This window comes from Mesorhizobium album (assembly GCF_033977205.1).
GTDB lineage: Bacteria > Pseudomonadota > Alphaproteobacteria > Rhizobiales > Rhizobiaceae > Mesorhizobium > Mesorhizobium album.
Genome location: NZ_JAVIIW010000034.1, coordinates 1 through 16,526 on the forward strand (window position 1 = coordinate 1; position 16,526 = coordinate 16,526).

Below are 16,526 nucleotides of genomic sequence, written 5' to 3' on the forward strand. Positions count from 1 at the left end.
GCCGGTGCATAGTGAGCATCGTCACGCAACTCGTGCGGGGTGGAGGGCAAATCAACCAGAGGGTCAAGACCGCGGTAGATGTCTGATGACGGAGACCTCGCAGACGAGGGGAGGGAGGGCAAATCAACCAGAGGGTTAAGACCGCGGTAGATGTCTGACGACGGAGACCTCGCAGACGAGGGCGTGGAGGGCAAATCAACCAGAGGGTCAAGACCGCGGTAGATGTCTGAGGACGGAGACCTCGCAGACGAGGGCGTGGAGGACTGCATCTGCGTGGTGAGCCAATCCCAAGCCCCCTCGAACGGAGTATGCGGAGCTGAGGAAAACTCTTGAAACGAGCTGGCCTGCTGGGCCCCTGCGAAGGCCGAGGACGAGCTAGGCTGCGCAAGGTCTTTTTGAATGAGGTCTCGCAGCTGGTTCCAAGACGGGTCGGCTGGAGGCAGGGGGAAAGGCGACAAGGAAGCGGTTTGCGCCGCCGCTTTGTGTGCGCGGCTTTCATCCTGGCGCCAACCCGCCTGCCCGTTGGCGGCCAAGTGCAGGACCTCGTTTGCTGCGGACATCTGTCGAAATCTCTGAAAGAAGCTCCACGCGCTGCGGAACCCACGTGATTCGTTCTTCTTGTACTCTTCAACCGCACGGTTCAGCACCGCAGGTTCAATCCGGGCAACACCCTTACCAAAGTTCTCAGTGAGCCAATCATTGAAACGCAGCAAAACAGGTCGATAATTCCTAATCGTTCTCCCGTAATATCCTTTACTGGCGGCTTCGTTACAGGCAGCCTCAATCACTCTGGTGTCTTCGGTGACAGGACGATGGTCTTTGGTGACAGGACGATGGTCTTTAACTGTCACCCGCTGTTCGGCCTTGGTCTGCCGGAGCCTTCTCAACGCTGGTGTTATACGCCAGGCCTCGCGGCCCGCATAGGCTTTCGCCAGCGCGTCCAACTCCGGACTTTCAAGCCGGTCGGCGATTTGCGTCCGGTGGTTCTGCGCAAGCCATTTGCTGAACTTACGCAGCGCCACGATGTCGGTCTTCACCGTGTGTGAGTTTATTTTGTCGGCGGTAGCTTTTGCCTCGTAGGTGGCAAAGAGTTCCTCATCGTCCCTGCTACTAGGTTTCCGAGCGACGGTCATCCGCTCTCCGGCAGATGCTTGCCGGATTCTAATCAACGCAAGGTTGATGTGACGGAGTAGTATGGGATCGCTGCCCGCGAAGTCCCTAGCCAGGCTGTCCAATTGCCGATCCTGAATCCTGCCACTGATTTGGCTCTGGTGGTTCTTTGCAAGCCATGCGCTGAACTTACGCAGCGCCGCTAAGTCGGTCTTCACCGCGGTTACGTTGCCGGCTGTGGCCTTTGTGTGGTAGTCGGCGAAGACCTCGTCATCCTGCGTGACCGGTCGAGCGCCCCGAGCAACGGTCACCCGCTTTCCGGCAGATGCTTGCCGGAGTCTGGTCAACGCAAAGTTGATTTGACGCAGTAGTAGGGGATCGTTGCCCGCGTAGTCCCTAGCCAGGCTGTCCAATTGCTGATCCTGAATCCTGCCGCGGATTTGGCTCTGGTGGTTCTTTGCAAGCCATGCGCTGAACTTACGCAGCGTCGCCAAGTCGGTCTTCACCGTGGTTTCGCTCACTTTGTCGGTTGTGGCTTTTGTGTGGTAGTCAGCGAAGACCTCGTCATCCTCCGTGCTAGGTCGATTCCGGCCAACTATCACCTGCCCTTCGGCCTGGGCCTGTCGGAGCCTGCCCAATGCTGAGTTGATTTGACCAAGTAATTTGGTATCGCCGGCCGCGCAGAGCTTCACTAGGCTGTCCAGTTGCCGATCGTGAATCCGGCCGGCGATTTGGCTCTGGTGGTCCTTGGCAAGGCGCACACTGAACTTCCGCAACGCCGCTATGTCTTTCGAAATCCTGTTCTGGCTGATTTGATTTCCCTTGGCCGTAGCCAGCCTGCGGTAGGTGTTAAAAAGCAGCTCGTCTGGGTGGCGGCGTTCTCGCTTACGCAGCAGCGCAGTTCGCTGCAGGAGGACAGCTTGGTAGCGCGCCTCGGTCGGCTCTGTGGGAGGTTCGCTGATTGGACCGCCCGGTTGATTGGCCGGAGGCTGCCCTAAACCTGCCCGGGGAGCGCGAGGTAGGGGGCTGTGGGGAGCGCTTCTCAAAGGGACGCCTGGGAGGTTGACCGGCGGTGGCAGGGAAGCCAAATCTTGCAGGCAAGCGCCTCCAATCGCTGGGTCGCCTGCAGACACCGACACAGCATGGCCGCCGGACTGCGGAAGCTCCTCCTGATCGACGTTTGGGGCAGGCGAGTTGGTCACGCCATCAATTCCCTGCCAAAACTTCGCCGAAGCGAAACTTTCAGCCGGTAAGCGGGCACCGCGATCGGCGGCTGCAAGAATCTCGTCGTGGTAGACACTTGGCGCAGGCGAGTGGGGCGGTGGACCCGGGGTTGGATTGACCGGCCGAGGCACGCTTCCTTGTAGCTCGTTCAGTCGCTGCTCAAAACTCCTCTGCTCGACCTGGTGCTGTTGCAACCCTGCTTCATCTCTTCGGGCGGGATCTGAGGCGGGGGACGCACCGATATTGTCGAAGAGATCCATCCTACTTCCTTTGCAAGTTCCGAGCACTTTAAGCGGTTCTATCTCTACGGTGCTTGGCTTTCGGCAATCTGACGGAGGCAGCAATGCAGTGGAAGCCATCGTCATTCGGGCGCACGAGTTTTTGAGATGGACCGTGGTGGGATTCTTCATGAAACGAGAGGAGTCAATTTCTCATTTCGCCCGACACCTCCGGTTCGATCGGAGACATTTGCGCATGTTGCTTTTGAGACAATTGCAAGATGCGCCGGCTGTCGCTGGTCCACGGAGGTCGATCATGGCGATCTGCCGACGGCAGCCACGCCAGGAACCAGCGCTGTGCAATTTGTACCGCAACTGTCTCGGCCTCTGCCGCAGAGTACCGCGTTCCGTAATGGCTCGCCATCTCCGCATAGGTTCTGTTGAGACCGGGGTCGCAGCGATCGGGGTTGGTTACGGCGGCCTTGAGATTGTCGCACTTTCGTGTCCCGAACGGTTATGTGCCCTGAGAGTCATAATATAACCAGGGACCAGGAACTTCGGCACGCCACCCGGAAGAGGTTCGTGTGCACGCCGATCCGGCCAGGCAGGCTCTCGCTCGGGCAACGCTTCGGAAGACAGTGTAGTTTGAGGCGTCCATCGCTGCTACGAGCAGCGAGCGGCGGTGGCGCGGTGGATCTTGAGGTGACCGAGCATGCGCTCGATCCGGTTACACTGTTTGGCCGGATCGATTTTTCCGCAGGTAGACAGGTGATCAGAAAGGAGCGAATGGCGCCTATCAACACACACGCAAGGCAAGTGGCACATGACTTGTGACGGCGGACCAAGCGCGCTGAGTAGTAGCGGGCGTCGCGATGGTAGCGAACATTGCGATAATTCTCCAAAACATGTGAGTTGGCCGGCCACATAGACGATTCTGGCTTGCCCATGGTCCATAGCGGCACAGTAGCCTGCGCAATCACAGAGAACCGATTTGTATACTTGTCTAGACTAACCCAGCGGCATGGAGTGCTCTCGCAACTGGCTCGAAATACTGCATAGGAACAGGTTTTCCTAACTTGGTTGTTTGGATGAGCTGACGCGCCAGGCCATCATCGTCGACAATACTTAGACGTAGCGCCTGCGCCGCTCCGAAGATAGGTGAAACGGCCTCGCCCTCGCCGCGGCAAACCAAGACCGGCACCCCAGTCTCGCCCCTCACGTAACGCAGACCGACCAATATCGCCCGCCCTCTCAAGATCAATGTGGCGTGATGCACGCCAAGCGGAGGTTCGCTAGCCATCTCTTGACGTAGGCGACGTTGTTCATGCTTCAACTCTGGCGTACCTTCTTGTTCCTTCCTTTCGCGCTTGACCTCGGTCTCAGTCATGCGCATGTCGCGCAAAAACAACCAGCGTTGGAGCAGGAGATCGATCAAGCCGCCGACCAGAAGTGCACCGGCACCAATCCCGACCAGCAGTTTCACCTCCGTAAAGACGAAGCCGAGGCACGAAATGCCGCAGACCGGCAGATAGACCATCGTTTTCCACATGCCCAGAATAGAAAAAAGAAAGATAGCGCCGAGGACTAATAGCTTCACCAGCGCCTTGCCAAGGTCGGTTAAGGAGCGCACCGTCACGATGCGCTTCAGTCCCTGAAAAGGATTGATTTTTTCAAACTTGGGCGCCATCGGCTCGAACGAGAAGAGTAGTCCACCGTTAGAGATGAACGCGGCCGAGACCGCCGCGGCGGCTACAGTTCCAAGCAGCGGGCCGACTGTCGTCACGGTGAGTTCGGTCAAGAGAATTAGCGCTTGCCCGACAGCGATATTGAAAGGCAGATCCTGCAGCTTGTCGGTCAATAATACCGCTTCGATGCATTTGTCTTCGATCGCGCTAGCTCTTAACCACAGATAGCCGAGACCGGCGCAGGTGCCGACGGCGCGGACGAAATCGGTGTTGCGCGCAATCTGCCCCTTCTTGCGTGCATCGCTTAGCTTCTTGTGAGTGCCCGGGTGTTTCTTCTCTTCGCTCGTGCTCATTTCAGCATCTTTTCGAACGCCTCGAGCCCGCCTTTGGCCTGTGCGATATCTGACGCCATGGCGTCGATGAGATACGCAGTGTAGGTGACCATAATGATCGGAAAGCCGATATTTTTGATTGTCGGGGAAAGACGGTTCGACTTGAGTTGCGGGGCAAAGCGGGTAAGGATCATTATCGAAATGTCAACTAGCAACAGAAAGGCCACGACAGGCCCGGAGACTAGTAAACTCGTCACCATAATCCGGTCGAGGAGGGCGATTAATTCCATTGCCCCTTGTGAGGTCAGCGTGGGGTAAAATTGATATACGGGCCAGATTGAGTAGCTGCCATAAAGGCCGCCGATCATGATCTCCAGACCTTCCGATGCGACGAAGATCGTGATCGCTGTGATTCCGAGAAAAAGTCCCATCGCGGATGCCTGAGTGTTCGTCGCGGGGTCTACCGGACCGACTTGGCTGGTGATGCCGCGCTGGGTGTCGACAAGCTCACCGGCCGCCTGGAGGCTCCATATCGGGATTCCGAGCGGAATCCCAAGTAGCAGCCCGACAAAAATCTCCTTCAAACCGAGCAGTGTCACTTGGATGAAACGGGTATCAGTATCGAGCAGCTGTAACCCGTCTCTGATGGGTGCCAAGCACGGTAGCCCGAACGCGACAGCAAGGCATGTTCTGATCAGCCCGCCAATTTGAGACCGCGTAAATACTGGCAGGACCAGCATAATGCCGACAGCGCGAGCCGCAGCAAGACCGGCGGCGATGATGAGTTCGATGGCCGCATGGATGAGCATTTGGGCGTCGGTGGGTGACCAACCAGACATCATGAAGGCTAGTAACTCGGTATAATCGCGGGAAACTGGGAGAACACGTAATCGGCTTGCTCGATGAGCGGAGCGCTTAGCACAGGAGCAAACAGAACAATGATCGCAACAACGACCAATAGTTTCACTGTCAGGTGCAAGGTTTCGTCCTGAATCTGTGTTGCCGCCTGGATAATGCCGATGCCCAGGCCGACAACCACAGCGGCAATGAGTGGCGGCAGAACCCAAATCATGAAAACGATTAAGGTTTGGCTCATTTGGGCTACAATGCTGGCCTCATCCATGCTCAACCTCCCGGTGTTGTATAACTCAACACAAGCCCGTGCATTAGTCGGGACCAGCCATCAATAGTAACAAATAGAAATAGTTTGAAAGGGACAGCTATCATTGTGGGTGATACCATTGACATGCCCATCGCCATCAAAATCGTGGTTACGATGAGATCGATGCAGATAAACGGAAGATAAAGAAGAAAGCCAATTTCGAAGGCACGCTTGAGTTCTGAAATTAGAAAGGATGGTACGAGAATGGCGAAATCATCAGGTGTCGTCCTGGCGCGCATTTCCTCTGGCCAGACTTGTTTGGTCGACGATAGGAAAAATCGACGCTGCTCTTCGCTTGTGAACTTCTTGAGATAGCCACGCAAAGGCTCTCGTCCCTCTTCAGCAGCGGTAACCCAGTCGTCGAAGGTCTGATAGTGGAGTTTCGGGTCCGTGACGCGCGCATAGGTCTGCTCGATAACAGGCGCGCTAACGAAAACGGTGAGAATTAATGCCGTCGCGTAAAGAACTATATTGGGGGGTATCGTCTGCGTCCCGAGCGCGTTGCGGACGAGGAAGAGAACCACAGATATCTTTATAAAGGCCGTGGTTGTGACGACTGTGAGCAGCAGCAGACCCAGCCCAGCCGTAACCGCAAGAAGCGCCAGAATCCCGGGTTGGATCTCACTCATTGCATGCCAACCCGCCACGTAGCCTGATGCCAAGCTCGTCGCCGATGCGCACGATGTCGCCACGGCCGATACGCCGGCCGTTGGCAACTATATCGATCGGACCGTCGACCGGCCGACCAAGTTCGAAGATATGCCCTTCGCCGGCACTCCTCAGTTCCCCTAGCGGCATCAGCCAGCGGCCGCATTCAAAAACCAGAGTGATTTCGATATCGTCGAGCTCGGCATCCGATGGCCCTTGCTGCAATTCCGGTTCTGTCATGATGTGCGCACTCTCCAAGGGGCATGGTTGCGGGCGGAAAGGCCCCCGCTGGATCAGGCGGTCGTCCGCAACATCTGCCACGGCCCAGAGCCGGCCCGCAGAGAGGATGATCTGATCGCGGTGGAACGGTAATACGTCTGGTATCAAAGCATCACCGGCAGATGTTTTGCGAATAAGCGCCGCCGGAACGCAAAGCGAGCCGATCTTTCCTGCAACCAGGACCGGGAGCTCTGCGGGTAATTCGCACGGTTGTCGCGGCAACTGTCGAAGCAGATCTCCCAGGGCGTGGAACGCGAACGGCACCGGGCCATCTAGAGGCGAGAATAGGCACAGACGAGCTTTGCCGTTGATCGGGCCGCAGGCGACGTCATATTCGAGATAGGGAGGTGGCATGGTGGTTTCGCGCAGCTGAGCCAGTTGCACGTCCTGCCGTGTCTGAGCCTCGAGTCGAGCGAGAAGCGGCTCAAGTGCGAGTTCGAGAACCATTGAACCGGTTGGCTCGGAAGGCAAGCCAATGCCGCCCTGCACGGTCGAGATGAGCCTCTCTATCAGTGCACGGGAGATCGACAAGACGATCGTCTCATCTCCGAGCCGCCAAATGCACTCGAGCATCGGAATGGGAAGCGATTCCGGCTGCCAGACAAGCCGTCCTATTCGCACCGATAGCGGCTCGTCGCCAAGTCGGCACTGAAAAGGCGTGCGGGGGTGTGCGCACTCGTTGAGCCACGAGACGACGTCGTGGGACAGACTTAGCTTTGGCTTCAGTGAATCGTGTGTGCTCAAAGTGTTTTCGGCTCTACAAGACGGCACCATTGCGACACGACAAGAATGCTAGCGGTCATCAGATTGACTTGCCCGCCACATCGGTGAGCGAGACACTCGCGTACCGAAGCAGGATCTCATCCTCGGCCTCCGTCTCGGCTGCGGTCTGAGAGTGGATATCGACGCCGCGCCGGACGTCGTCCTCAATTTGTTGCCACTTGTGCCTTGCCGCCGAACAGCTGATCCAGTGCGACCTTGCCTCAGACGCCGCTGTCTCGGTCTGTTCCTGAGCGATGCAGGCGTTATCAAGCGTCTTGCGCCTCGAGGCGACCTCAGCCTCAAGGCGCTCTATGTGGAGATGGCCTTGGTCGAGCGTCTGGATGGACAAGGCATCAAGCGATGCAAACCGTTGGTAAAGCTCCATTTCCGCCCTTGCGCAGTGTTGTTGTGCGATTGCAAGCTCGCGGGAAGCATGCTGTGCGGCCTCGGCCGCTAGGTGGGCCTTAGCTTCCTTTTTGGACAGCTCACGAAGGGCGCTACGCTCTCGCATATCCTTCAAAAGCCGCAAGCTCGTAGCGTGGAGACAATTCATGCGGTCAGCTGCAACATCCATGCGAAGGTTTCCTCAAAGTCGCTCGCCTCGTCTTCTCCCTGACGCAAAAATTCCTGCAGGTCGCCGATCGAGTCGATAGCCCTGTCAGTAAGCGGATCGTTGCCTTGCTTGTATTCGCCGACCTTGACCAAAAACTCGGACTCGGCATAGCGCGAGAGGAGATCACGGAACGTCGATGCCGCCTTGCGATGTGCCATAGACACGACCGCATCCATTACGCGGCTGCGACTTTGCAGCACATCGATCGCGGGGAAATGGGATCGCGCAGCGATCGTGCGTGAGAGGACGACATGGCCATCGAGAATGCCGCGCGATTCTTCTGCGATGGGATCCCCCACGCCGTCACCTTCGACAAGCACTGTATAGAAGGCCGTAATTGAGCCACGCTCGCCCATGCCCGCGCGCTCCAGCAGGCCTGGCAGCATGGCAAACACGGAAGGCGGAAAGCCTCGCCGGGTCGGCGGCTCGCCCGCAGCAAGTCCGATTTCGCGCATGGCCCGGCAAAAGCGCGTCAAGGAATCCATCATCAGAACGACGCGTTGTCCTTGTTCGCGAAAATGTTCGGCAAGTGCGCTTGCCATGTGAGCACATTGCGCCCGCTCCATTGCCGAGCGGTCGGATGTTTCGACCACAACGATCGTACGACGAAGAGCCGCTTCCCCAAGGTGTCGCTCAACGAATTCGCGCACTTCCCGCCCGCGCTCGCCAATGAGGGCAACTATGTTAACGTCGGCGGCCGCGCCCTTTATGATCTGCGATAGTAACGTTGACTTGCCGCAACCAGGCTCTCCATAGATCCCGATCCGCTGGCCTTCGCCGCATGTCAGGAGACCATCCAAGGCGCGGATGCCAAGTGGGAATGGTCGCTCGATCATGCGCCTTGTCATGGGGTTGGGCGCCTTGCCCCGAAGCGGGCGCGTTTGGCCGGCTTTGAGAGCGCCTTTGCCGTCGAGGGGACGGCCAAAGCTGTCGATCACGCGGCCAAGCAAATCGGGGCCGACTGGCACTTCATGCATTCGACCGCTAGCAACCACTTCTGCGCGACTGGACAGGCCCACCATGTCACCGATCGGGGTGAGCAGCACGCCATTTTGAAGGAAACCGATCACCTCGGCTTCGAGAGAGCGTCCGGTGCGCGGATCCTGCAACAGACAAAGTTCCCCAATTCGAGCATCCGGCAACACGGCATGGAGGACCGTACCGACGGCCCTAGTTAGGCGTCCGCGCACGACACGCGTGTCGATATGCTTTGCGGTCGATCTCAGAGACGAGAGCGCCGCATCCATTGTCCTGTCTACAGCCGGACTGCCGCGTTGTGGTAGCAGTTCGGTCATAGCTCGCCTTGTTCAGCATGCAATCCAAAGCCGAGGCGCAGCGCCCGCAATTGCGCATCAAGTCCAAGATCGACATTGCCATAGTCGCTCCACAGCACGCATTGCTGCGGCGACAGCGCCGGATCCGGATCAACTCGAACTTTCGGCCGGCCTTCCCGTCCATCGTACGCAGCGAACTCGCCTGCGACGGCATCGGCTTGCGTGGGACACACCTTAAGGCGGACTTCCGCGCCGCCTTTCCGTTCGATCGCGTGGCGAACGGCGCTCACCAACAGCTCACCGGGGTCAAAAGCGCCCAGCAGGTCGCTTACGATCTGCATGACGAGTTGTGGCAATTGCTGCTCCAGGGCTGCCCTTTGGCGTGCCGCTTCAGAGACGGACTGCGCAATTAGCCGTGCCATTTCCTCAGCGCCACGATTCATCCCCTCACTACGTCCGCGCTCCCGTTCCCGCTGATAAGCTATGCGGGCCCAGCGGCGAACCCGCAGCAGATACCGTTCCGCCGCCGCGCGCGCCTCAAAGGCATTGTGCCAGATTTCGAGCTCACTGGCCGGGACCAGCGGCCCGACGGGGCGCATCCGCGGAGCGACCGGCGCTACGATATCGTCGAGCGTCATATCGCCGGGACCTCCGTCCTCAGATACGACAGCACAAGCGAAAACAATTGGTCTGCGGCATCGCGGTGTTCGGTCGCAGGATTCTCGGCCGCGGTCCCGACAGGCAAGCGTAGGAACACCCGGTGGCGGTCGAGCAAAGAATGCTCATCGAGCCAAACCCCAAGACAGGCTAATCCATCGTGTTCAATCCGTTGGGCGAGTTTTTCCGGATCCGCGATCAAGCTGGTTGAGATCGCCTGCGCCTGGTGTCGGATGCCAAACGTATGCGCTTCAGCGCCGATACGTTCGATCAGAACGGCAAGTTCAGACTTGGAAACCAGCTTCAGCAGCGAACGGGCATGCCAGATACTACCGGCAAACACAGCAGCTTGGCGCGGATCATGCCCATGCAGAAGGTCCGGCCCCCAGCCGCTTCCATTCAGGTCCATTCCATCGTCGAGGAGTAATTTTGCCAGTCTTGGCTGCAGTCTTTGGTTGTTCTGCAACCGCACCAACGTCGCAGCCGACAAAGCCGGGTCAAGGCGTGCAGCAAGGCGGGTCGGATGAGTTGAAGCGGCAAGCTCGCCCAGGACCGTAAAAGGCAATTTGAAGGAGTCATCGTGTTTGAAGGTTTGCATCCGTATTTGCACTGGGAATACCTCCTATGTGGCATCGCCGATGGTGTTTTTACGAGCGGCCCCGATTGCTGAAACACCCGAGCGCCCCTCGATCCTGGCTCGTTGCGATGGCTGCCTCCGCCCATAGACAAGAGAACTGGCCAAGTAGGACAGCACCGCGAATACTGCCACGGCGAGACCCACAATGACCGCCAGAAGTGGCACCGGAATTGATTTAGCTGCCTGGGTCAAGGCAGGCCGTTGCTCAACTGCCGGCCGTTCCGCCGGCACGAACACGACCTCTACCTTGTCGTAGGATAAGCCTTGGATGCTGTTTGCAACGAGCATCTTTATCTGCGGCAGCAGAGCCGAGACATTTATGTTGGCATCGTGGCGGACGAATACCGAGGCCGAGGATGGTGTGGCGCGCTCCCGCAACAGGTCGTTGTCAGGCAAAACAACATGGACACGTGCTGAGAAAACGCCATCGATTTCGCTAATGGTATGCGACAATTCTTCGTTTAACGCATAGACGTAACGGGCGCGCTCCTCGGTCGGCGAGGCAATCAGGCCCGATCCTTGGAATATTTCGCCGAGATTCTTGAAAACCTGACGCGGCAGCCCCTTCGCATTCAACAGGTTGATTGAGAAGGCAACCTGCTCATTTTCGACCTGGATCGTGCTGGTCCCATCCTTGGCGGCGACGCGGACCGCATCCACGCCGTTGTCAAGCAAAAGCGCGAGCATCTCATTGGCATCGCGTTCCTGCAATTTTGTGTAGAGATCGTCCTTGCAACCGCTCAGAACCAAGAGCAGCGGCAAAACATAATGACACGATCGCCGACCAGCCGGGCGGCGATCAATGCCTTCGCCGTGCGGTGACGCGATCATGCGCCTCGTTCATCCTTGTTTTATTAGCGTATTCACGGATGACGTAGCGCCGCTGATACTCTTGGTGACAAGGGAAACCTCAGTGACGGCGCTGTATACTTCCCGCAGACCGGCAATCATCGCTTCGAAATTCTCCCTTCCTGGCGGAGCGCCTGACATGCGCATTCCCGACCCTGCTTGGGAAGGAGACTGCTCCACCGGCCCGAGTAGGACGTCCTTCACAAGGGGTACCTCTTGGTCGGGCGTGGCAGGTGCCACGGCGTTGTCCCTATACAGCGATGAAAGGGTCTGGAGCACGCGGTCGCCCAATGGGCTCGTCTCGCTTGTCGCGCGCGGAACCTCCAGGACTGGAGCAACAGGCCCCGCCCCCGCCGTCGCCGACGGGCCATCGTTTTTAATCGAGGCGACCGCCTCTACAAGTGCGCACTCAAACTGGGCCTGCTCGCCGCATGCTGACGTTGGCCCTACCCTAGACAGGTTGTCCGCAAAATTGGCAGAGATGGACGTAACACCAATTGTCATGCAAAGACTCAGTTGTTCTGTTTGAAGTGTGATGAGTTGATCGCTCATCACCCGCTATCGAGCTTCTCTCCTAGGGAGGCGAACTGACGACAAGCTGACGAACTGGCCACGAAGCGTCATTTAAAGGCCACGTTCGGCGTCCAGGTCAGCACGAATTTCAGCCTTCGATTGGGGACAAGATGCCGGGAAAGTTGATCCAGTCTACCATTCTCCACATTGGGATGAGAGTTCTCTTTCTCGGTGTTCTTCTCTCTACCGGCATTCATGCGACGCTGGCGGCCCCGCTGTCGCTGCCGTCAACGCCTTATAGGTATACAGTTCTGGATCAGGACCTGTCTGCCGCTTTGCGAGAATTCGGCAACAACCTCAATGTCGACGTCGACGTCAGCTCCGAGGTAAAGGGGCGCATCCGCGGGCGTATGCCGAGTATGTCGCCGCGCGCGTTTCTGGACCGCTTGACCGATCTCTACGATCTCCAATGGTATTATGATGGGCTTGTGCTCCACGTAACTGCTGCGAAAGAAGCGCAGACTCGTATGCTGGTTTTGACTTCGGTCCGCTTCGAGGTGTTCAAGGCGGCCCTTGATGAGCTTGGAATTTCCGACGAGCGCTACGTTGTGAGACCGGCACCGGGAAAGGGCCTGGTCATGGTTTCCGGCCCACCCCGCTTCATTGTGCTTGTGGAGCAGACATACAACGGTCTCGTAGCCGAGGCACAGGCGCGACCTCACGACAGCGGGACGCCTCCAAAGGAGACGGAACTGATGTTGTTTCGTGGCTCCTCGACCGTGGTCGTTCGCGATGGGCGACCGGAAGGCCCGTTCTCTTCCGAAGTGCCGCATCAGGACAGCGTCGTCCGTGAGCCTGCACAGAGCCAGAGATGACAATTGAGGATACACCGCAGCTTCCCGCACGAAGCAACACGGCCGCCATACCCTAGCAATCGCGCTTCCTTCCGCACTCGTCAGCTGTTCGACAGCTGAACCTTGTAACCGGTGTTGTCGCTGACGAGGAACTAAGAATCGGCAGCATTGATAGCCGCGCGTTAGTCATGCGGCCGTCGTTCGTCGGGAACGACAGTGGCACCAGGTGACGCAATTGTGGCGGCTTTTAATCTCAACTGTGAGGATGCACGATGTCGCTTAACCTTTTGACAGCAAATAGCTCCACCCCCGCCCCCTCCCCCCAGGCCTGGTCGGGCCCGGAACCTTCTCCACAAATTGTCGCCCAGACCGGGCAAGGCGCGTTTCTGCCCTTCCAGGCGATGCTGTCCAGTTGCTCGCCGCAGGAAAACGCTCCCGATTCCTTCGCGCAACTGGGCCTGCCGTCAGCGAATTTGAAGTCGGCCATGGACGAACTCCAGCAGCACCCGCTTGACGAACTGTCGCCAGATGTGAAGTCATCGCTGCAAGCCTTGCGACAGCACCCGCTCGAGCTCATGCCACCCGCTCTGAGGGAGGCATTGAAATCAATGGATCAAGCCCTCCCTGCAGTCGCTTCGCCTCCCATCGCGCCACCTCCCATCGCGCCGGCGCCGATAGCGGGCACGCGGATCACGTGGTGTGGCGGCAAGCTGACTGAGCCAGAGCTGCAGATTGTAGCGGTGCTGAACCGCCATAAGGACAAATGCCCGCTCAGTTGGGATTCGCTGAGCGAGCTAGCCAATGATCCGTCCACGCCGCCGGATCTTAAGGCTGCAATCGAAAGCTTGCAGCAGGACCCGGAGCTCTTTTATGCCATCGGCTCGCAGGGTGATGGCCGCTGCGGCGGCAAGATCAAGGCAAAGGATTTGTCCGGGTTCTCAGACCTTCACCCACAAGTCGCCGCCTTCCAGGACCAGCAGGCACGAAGCTACGAGCAGAACTACATCCCATCCGACGGATCTGGAAATGGTCAGCCGACGGTCATGACCTTGAACGATGCAGTGCGCGAGCTTTACCGGTACTCCGACAACCTACCCGAGAACCTGAGCTTGGCTGATTTCCGGCAGATCGTTGACGGCACAGCAAAAACCGGCAAATGCCCGCCCCAAGTCACTGCGGCCGCCCAATACTTCCTCACCCACCCGGATTCCTGGAAGCAGTTATACGGTGGCTCGATCGATAAGGTCCACAAATACGACTTCCTGCAAGTCGCTTCATCGTCGATGAGCCTCACGCAACCCGAGCTGAACACGCTCGATATGATTAACCGCAATCAGCAAGCCTTTTTTGGTAGCGGTGTCCTGACCCGGGACAAACTGGCGAAGATGGCGGACGACAAGAGTCTCAGTCCAAAGGTACGACAAGCGGCGTCGCAGCTACTGTCAGATCCCTTATTGTTCGGTTTGCTGAACAATTCAATTACGGGCTATAAGACCCATCATCGGTTCTTCGATTTTGGCGGCGGACATACTGTCGATTCTGGCAACATCAGCAACCGGGACTTCGCCAAATTTTATAACGATATGACCGTTGCGAACCGCACGGTTCAGCAGGCGAAGGCCCATGTTCCCAAGACCGCGGCAGATCAGGACGCGGTCGCGGATATGAAGATGGGTGTGGCGGACCAGCCCGACACCAAGTCTGCCAAGAAGAATGGCGGGGCTTTTATGCACACCATCGACGGCGTGCTCAAGGTGGGTTCCAAAGTTTTTGATTGGGCCGCGACGGCTGTAGGCCTCCTCAGCTTCGTTCCGGGCCTGGGCCAAATCGCCGATGCCGTTTCAATGGCGCTCGAGGGGGCGTCGCAAGCAGGGAAACTCATTCATACCGCTATTAGTGGAGGCAACATTAAGAAGGCATTGGCCGAGGCAGGGCTGGATCTCGCTGCTCAGGCTGTAGGCCTTGTCGCTGGCCCCGAGGTCAAACTCGCGATTCGCAACGGGCTCGCGAAGGCGGCGCTGGAAGAGGCCTTTACGGCCGGCGTCAACCTACCGGTCGAAGCCGCCAAATCCTACGCGGAGAATTATCTAGCCGATCTGAAGGCAAGCCTTGAGGCTGGCCCCATGCAAGCGGCAGGCGTTCCCGACTTTGTAGGTATGGCGACGCTGGCTCAACGCGTGGCCTGACAAAGCAATCCGCGTCTCCTTCGGCGCGGATTGGCCTATCCTGCCAATCAGCGGCTGTACAAACTTTGTCGCTTGATTGGTGGGCTAGGTGTGGAGCCTCAACAGGTTGTCCTGGTTAGAGCGAGGCGACTGATAGGTGTTTTGGACTTTAGGCTGCCATGTGGGCGATGCCAATTGTATCTGTGCAGCCAGACAGGCAGCTCGGCGGAACGGTGATCTGAAGTCGGATAGGCGATGGCATAGGCCCTTTCGCGCAGCGCGGTCTGGATGAAGCGCTCGGCCTTGCCGTTGGTCTTGGGCGTGTAGGGTTTGGTGCGAATGTGCTTGAGGCCAAGCTTGCGGCAGCCTTGGCGAAGGCTTTCGACCTGTAGCAGGACCCGTTGTCGATCATGACGCGCTCGACCACGATGCCCAAGCTGGCGTAGTAGGCGACCGCCGCCTTCAGGAAGGCGATAGCGCTCTCCTTCCTCTGGTACGGCAAGACCTGCGAGAAGGCGACGCGCGAGGCGTCGTCGATGCAGACATGGACGAACTCCCAGCCGACGCCGCGGCTGTTGGACTGGCCGACGCGATCGCCGGTGATGCGGTGGCCGACGCGCTCGAAGCGCCCGAGTTTCTTGATGTCGATGTGGATCATCTCGCCGGGCTTCTCGCGCTCGTAGCGGCGCACCGGTTCGGCCGGTTCGATATCCCTCAACCGCGACAGTCCGGCACGCTTGAGAACCCGGCTGACGGTAGCGGGCGAGACGCCGACCTCATGGGCGATGTGCTTGCCGGTCCAACGTTGCCGCCGCAGCGCCATGATGCGCTCGGCGATCGACGCAGTGGTGGCCTGTGGCATATGGGCGGGCCGCGAAGAACGGTCGATCATGCCGGCCCGTCCTTCGGCCTTGTAGCGCCCGACCCAGCGCGCCACGATCTTGGCTGACACGCCATAGATGCGCGCCGCATGGGCTTTGGAAAAACCGCCCTCTATCACCGACAGCGCCATCTCCTCTCGACGCAGCGGCGTGAGACGGGCATTCTTGTGAATGTTCATTCGGACCCTCCGGTGAGTTCTGAAGCCTGGTAACTCCAGTCTCCTCGGTCCGGTCCGAATGGACAACCTCCTGAAAGCTCACAGCTAGGTGGCGACAGGGTGAACCCTTGGACGTGACAGATCGTGCATTGCATCGTCGGCGCGCCATCCAAAAACGATTTTCGTGAATCCTTCGGACAACAGTTCCGCGGGTCGATCGCCGACGCAGAGCGTAGCTCTACTCGATCCGGTGCCTGAGAGTAGCCTGGCAGGAAGGCGAAGTCTGTCCGACTGCGATAGCGCCCCCCAATGAATGCGCGGCTGTCTTTAGACTGATCTTCCCACGACCATTGCCATTTGCAGGCGTGGGTGACGAGGAGGAGTTGTCGAACAACGCGCGAACTCCTCGAGCGTCAGAGCCGGAGCACCATAGTTATCCCGATCACCTTCTGCACGTGGTACAGGCGGATCGAAAATGTGAAACAGGACAGGAGGTATTTCACGG

The 16,526-nt window shown here is 58.3% G+C and carries 13 protein-coding genes and 3 pseudogenes; 2 read left to right on the plus strand and 14 right to left on the minus strand.

The annotated features are described in order from the left end of the window. From RFN28_RS24400 to RFN28_RS24460, 13 genes and pseudogenes are all read right to left on the minus strand, one after another. Nucleotides 1–2,594 (minus strand): annotated as a pseudogene (locus RFN28_RS24400) (hypothetical protein); the annotation flags it as partial. 292 nt (nucleotides 2,595–2,886) lie between these two features. Further along, nucleotides 2,887–3,225 (minus strand): annotated as a pseudogene (locus RFN28_RS34920) (hypothetical protein); the annotation flags it as partial. A gap of 330 nt (nucleotides 3,226–3,555) precedes the next feature. Next, nucleotides 3,556–4,590: an EscU/YscU/HrcU family type III secretion system export apparatus switch protein gene (locus RFN28_RS24410; RefSeq protein ID WP_320223465.1), complete on the minus strand. Its 1,035-nt coding sequence runs from the start codon at nucleotides 4,588–4,590 to the stop codon at nucleotides 3,556–3,558. Then, nucleotides 4,587–5,408: a type III secretion system export apparatus subunit SctT gene (sctT, locus tag RFN28_RS24415; RefSeq protein ID WP_320223469.1), complete on the minus strand. Its 822-nt coding sequence runs from the start codon at nucleotides 5,406–5,408 to the stop codon at nucleotides 4,587–4,589. The genes RFN28_RS24410 and sctT overlap by 4 nt, the downstream gene beginning before the upstream one ends. 8 nt (nucleotides 5,409–5,416) lie before the next feature. Beyond that, on the minus strand, nucleotides 5,417–5,692 hold the full coding sequence (locus RFN28_RS24420) for an EscS/YscS/HrcS family type III secretion system export apparatus protein (RefSeq protein ID WP_320216873.1): 276 nt from the start codon (nucleotides 5,690–5,692) through the stop codon (nucleotides 5,417–5,419). 2 nt (nucleotides 5,693–5,694) lie between these two features. Then, on the minus strand, nucleotides 5,695–6,360 hold the full coding sequence (gene sctR / locus RFN28_RS24425; protein ID WP_320223464.1) for a type III secretion system export apparatus subunit SctR: 666 nt from the start codon (nucleotides 6,358–6,360) through the stop codon (nucleotides 5,695–5,697). Continuing rightward, the gene (sctQ, locus tag RFN28_RS24430) at nucleotides 6,353–7,402 is read right to left on the minus strand and encodes a type III secretion system cytoplasmic ring protein SctQ (RefSeq protein ID WP_320223463.1); all 1,050 of its coding nucleotides are present in this window, start codon (nucleotides 7,400–7,402) and stop codon (nucleotides 6,353–6,355) included. The genes sctR and sctQ overlap by 8 nt, the downstream gene beginning before the upstream one ends. 58 nt (nucleotides 7,403–7,460) lie before the next feature. Continuing rightward, a complete protein-coding gene (locus RFN28_RS24435; RefSeq protein ID WP_320216876.1) occupies nucleotides 7,461–7,994 on the minus strand; it encodes a hypothetical protein in 534 nt (177 codons plus the stop codon). Next, nucleotides 7,970–9,328, minus strand: coding sequence for a type III secretion system ATPase SctN (sctN, locus tag RFN28_RS24440; RefSeq protein ID WP_320223462.1), 1,359 nt, complete (start codon nucleotides 9,326–9,328; stop codon nucleotides 7,970–7,972). The genes RFN28_RS24435 and sctN overlap by 25 nt, the downstream gene beginning before the upstream one ends. After that, entirely contained in the window at nucleotides 9,325–9,945 is a 621-nt protein-coding gene (gene sctL, locus RFN28_RS24445; protein ID WP_320223461.1) for a type III secretion system stator protein SctL, read from the minus strand. The genes sctN and sctL overlap by 4 nt, the downstream gene beginning before the upstream one ends. Beyond that, on the minus strand, nucleotides 9,942–10,562 hold the full coding sequence (locus RFN28_RS24450; RefSeq protein ID WP_320223460.1) for a nodulation protein NolU: 621 nt from the start codon (nucleotides 10,560–10,562) through the stop codon (nucleotides 9,942–9,944). Before RFN28_RS24450 ends, sctL begins: the two co-directional genes overlap by 4 nt. Nucleotides 10,563–10,586: 24 nt before the next feature. Beyond that, complete coding sequence (gene sctJ / locus RFN28_RS24455; RefSeq protein WP_320223459.1) at nucleotides 10,587–11,432, minus strand: type III secretion system inner membrane ring lipoprotein SctJ; 846 nt, start codon at nucleotides 11,430–11,432, stop codon at nucleotides 10,587–10,589. A 9-nt stretch (nucleotides 11,433–11,441) separates the two neighbouring features. Further along, nucleotides 11,442–12,002, minus strand: a complete 561-nt coding sequence (locus RFN28_RS24460) for a nodulation protein NolB (RefSeq protein ID WP_320261565.1) — start codon at nucleotides 12,000–12,002, stop codon at nucleotides 11,442–11,444. A gap of 131 nt (nucleotides 12,003–12,133) precedes the next feature. Between RFN28_RS24460 and RFN28_RS24465 the strand changes: the two genes are divergently transcribed. Together RFN28_RS24465 and RFN28_RS24470 are read left to right on the plus strand one after the other, a co-directional pair. Next, complete coding sequence (locus RFN28_RS24465) at nucleotides 12,134–12,838, plus strand: nodulation protein NolW (protein WP_320223458.1); 705 nt, start codon at nucleotides 12,134–12,136, stop codon at nucleotides 12,836–12,838. A 251-nt stretch (nucleotides 12,839–13,089) separates the two neighbouring features. Beyond that, entirely contained in the window at nucleotides 13,090–15,003 is a 1,914-nt protein-coding gene (locus RFN28_RS24470; protein WP_320223457.1) for an HrpF/NolX family T3SS translocon protein, read from the plus strand. Nucleotides 15,004–15,087: 84 nt separating this feature from the next. Here RFN28_RS24470 and RFN28_RS24475 read toward each other — a convergent pair. Further along, nucleotides 15,088–16,042 (minus strand): annotated as a pseudogene (locus RFN28_RS24475) (IS481 family transposase). Between the last annotated feature and the right edge of the window lie 484 nt (nucleotides 16,043–16,526).

Excerpts from the sequence above, each read along its gene's own strand:
- sctJ (WP_320223459.1), bottom strand. The coding sequence starts at position 11,432 with ATGATCGCGTCACCGCACGGCGAAGGCATTGATCGCCGCCCGGCTGGT.
- RFN28_RS24470 (WP_320223457.1), top strand. The coding sequence starts at position 13,090 with ATGTCGCTTAACCTTTTGACAGCAAATAGCTCCACCCCCGCCCCCTCC.
- RFN28_RS24435 (WP_320216876.1), bottom strand. The coding sequence starts at position 7,994 with ATGGATGTTGCAGCTGACCGCATGAATTGTCTCCACGCTACGAGCTTG.
- RFN28_RS24460 (WP_320261565.1), bottom strand. The coding sequence starts at position 12,002 with ATGAGCGATCAACTCATCACACTTCAAACAGAACAACTGAGTCTTTGC.
- RFN28_RS24410 (WP_320223465.1), bottom strand. The coding sequence starts at position 4,590 with ATGAGCACGAGCGAAGAGAAGAAACACCCGGGCACTCACAAGAAGCTA.
- RFN28_RS24465 (WP_320223458.1), top strand. The coding sequence starts at position 12,134 with ATGCCGGGAAAGTTGATCCAGTCTACCATTCTCCACATTGGGATGAGA.
- sctL (WP_320223461.1), bottom strand. The coding sequence starts at position 9,945 with ATGACGCTCGACGATATCGTAGCGCCGGTCGCTCCGCGGATGCGCCCC.
- RFN28_RS24420 (WP_320216873.1), bottom strand. The coding sequence starts at position 5,692 with ATGGATGAGGCCAGCATTGTAGCCCAAATGAGCCAAACCTTAATCGTT.
- RFN28_RS24450 (WP_320223460.1), bottom strand. The coding sequence starts at position 10,562 with ATGCAAACCTTCAAACACGATGACTCCTTCAAATTGCCTTTTACGGTC.
- sctR (WP_320223464.1), bottom strand. The coding sequence starts at position 6,360 with ATGAGTGAGATCCAACCCGGGATTCTGGCGCTTCTTGCGGTTACGGCT.
- sctN (WP_320223462.1), bottom strand. The coding sequence starts at position 9,328 with ATGACCGAACTGCTACCACAACGCGGCAGTCCGGCTGTAGACAGGACA.
- sctT (WP_320223469.1), bottom strand. The coding sequence starts at position 5,408 with ATGTCTGGTTGGTCACCCACCGACGCCCAAATGCTCATCCATGCGGCC.